The following is a 2,025-nucleotide window of genomic DNA, read 5'->3' as shown; positions in this document are numbered from 1 at the left end:
AGCGCGAGCGCCGCAGCCGCCATCAGCGGACGCATGGGGGCCGCGCGATCAGGAAGGCTTTGGAACGCTCCGGCCCCTGCCCTATATAAACCACCCGTCCGAAACCGGATCACTTCGCGCTCGCCCAACGCCCTTCACAACTGACCGAGGATTAGAACGTGCAACCGTTAACGAGCGGTGACTTCACCGAGGAGAACGAGCCTTTTGCGTTGTTCCAGAAGTGGTTGGACGAGGCGACGAAATCCGAGCCGAACGACCCCACCGGCATGGCGCTTTCGACCGTCGATGCAGACGGCATGCCCAACAGCCGCATGGTGCTGCTGAAGGGCCATGGGCCGGACGGCTTCGTCTTCTACACCAACACCGAAAGCCAGAAGGGCGAGGAACTCATCGGCCAGCCCAAGGCCGCCGCCCTGTTCCACTGGAAGAGCCTGCGCCGGCAGGTCCGCATCCGCGGCACGGTGACCCAGGTCACCGACGCCGAATCGGATGCCTATTTCCAGTCGCGCCCGCGCGACAGCCGGATCGGAGCCTGGGCTTCGCAGCAGTCGCGCCCGCTGGAGAGCCGCTTTGCCCTGGAAAAGGCTGTCGCCGCCTACACCCTCAAGTTCGGCATCGGCGACATTCCGCGTCCACCCTATTGGCGTGGCTTTCGCATCACCCCGGTCTATATCGAGTTCTGGCGCGACGGTGCCTTCCGCCTGCATGACCGCATCATCTTCCGACGCGGTGCTGCCGGCGAGCCGTGGACCAAGACGCGCTTCTATCCTTGAGGACTCCAGCCCCATGGCGATGCCGAAGTTCGATTTTCCGAAGACCGAGCCGGGCAAGCGCCCGGTCATGCTGCTGACCGGGGCGAGCCGCGGCATCGGCCATGCCACGGTGATGCAGTTCGCCATGGCCGGCTGGCGCATCCTGTCCTGCTCGCGCCAGGCCTTCTCCGAGAAATGCCCCTGGCCCTCGGGCGCGGACGACCATGTCCAGATCGACCTCGGTGACCCCGAGGACACCATGCGCGGCATCGCCGAGATCAAGAAGCGCCTCGTTGCGGAAGGCGGCAAGCTGCACGCGCTCGTCAACAATGCCGGCATCTCGCCGAAGGGGCGCAACGGCGAACGTCTCGGCGCCGCCACGACATCCTTCAACGACTGGCACAAGGTCTTCCAGGTCAATTTCTTCGCGCCGATCATGCTGGCGCGCGGCCTTCTCGACGAGTTGACCGCGGCACAGGGCGCCATCGTCAACGTCACCTCGATCGCCGGCTCCCGCGTACACCCCTTCGCCGGAGCGGCCTATGCGACCTCGAAGGCCGCGCTCGCCAGCCTCACCCGCGAGATGGCCGCCGATTTCGGCCCGCTCGGCATCCGGGTCAACGCGATCTCGCCCGGCGAAATCGACACGGCGATCCTGTCGCCGGGGACGGAGAAGATCGTCGCCACCCTGCCGATGAAGCGGCTCGGCAAGACCGACGAGGTCGCCAAGGCCATCTATTTCCTCTGCACCGACTCATCCAGCTACGTCACCGGTTCGGAGCTGCACATCAACGGCGGGCAGCACGTTTGACGCGAGATTCGGCAGCATGAGCGCCGATAGCGGCCAGGTCATCCGGTTCCCGGCCATCGGCCGGGCCGCGGGGCGGCCGGTACTTGCCGCCTCGGTCGCGGTCTTCCGCGGGGGCAAGGTATTGCTGGCGACGCGCACCAAGCCCCCCGCCGACCAGCTCTGGTCGCTGCCGGGCGGCAAGGTCGAGGCCGGCGAGACGCTCGAACAGGCGGCCCTGCGCGAGCTCGAGGAAGAGGTCGGCGTCACCGCGCGCATCCTCGGCTTCAACCGCCATGTCGAGATCTTCGGCCGCGACACCAAGGGCGTCGTGACGCATCATTTCGTCGTCGCCTCCTTCGTCGGCGAATGGCTGTCCGGCGAGCCGCAGCCCGGCCCGGAAGCCGGCGCGGTGATGTGGGCCGATCCGCTGAAGCTCGGCGGGCTGGCGACCACCCGCGAACTGGGCGCCGTCCTTCGCCAGGC

Annotated in this window: 3 protein-coding genes; all 3 read left to right on the top strand. The window is 67.1% G+C overall.

The features are described 5' to 3' along the window. Positions 1 to 158 precede the first annotated feature (158 nt). Positions 159 to 773 carry a pyridoxamine 5'-phosphate oxidase gene (pdxH, locus tag ACIPIA_RS15005; protein WP_400510706.1) on the top strand — a complete coding sequence of 205 codons (615 nt, stop codon included), beginning with the start codon at positions 159 to 161 and terminating at the stop codon, positions 771 to 773. 13 nt (positions 774 to 786) lie between these two features. Further along, the gene (locus tag ACIPIA_RS15000; protein WP_400510704.1) at positions 787 to 1,563 is read left to right on the top strand and encodes an SDR family NAD(P)-dependent oxidoreductase; all 777 of its coding nucleotides are present in this window, start codon (positions 787 to 789) and stop codon (positions 1,561 to 1,563) included. A 16-nt stretch (positions 1,564 to 1,579) separates the two neighbouring features. Then, positions 1,580 to 2,025, top strand: a 446-nt coding sequence (locus tag ACIPIA_RS14995) for an NUDIX hydrolase (protein WP_400510702.1), incomplete at its 3' end; no start/stop codon positions are given.

Source organism: Allobosea sp. CER48, assembly GCF_044752385.1.
GTDB lineage: Bacteria > Pseudomonadota > Alphaproteobacteria > Rhizobiales > Beijerinckiaceae > Allobosea.
Note: the sequence above shows the minus strand (reverse complement) of the source record. Positions and strands in the feature narration are given on the sequence as shown.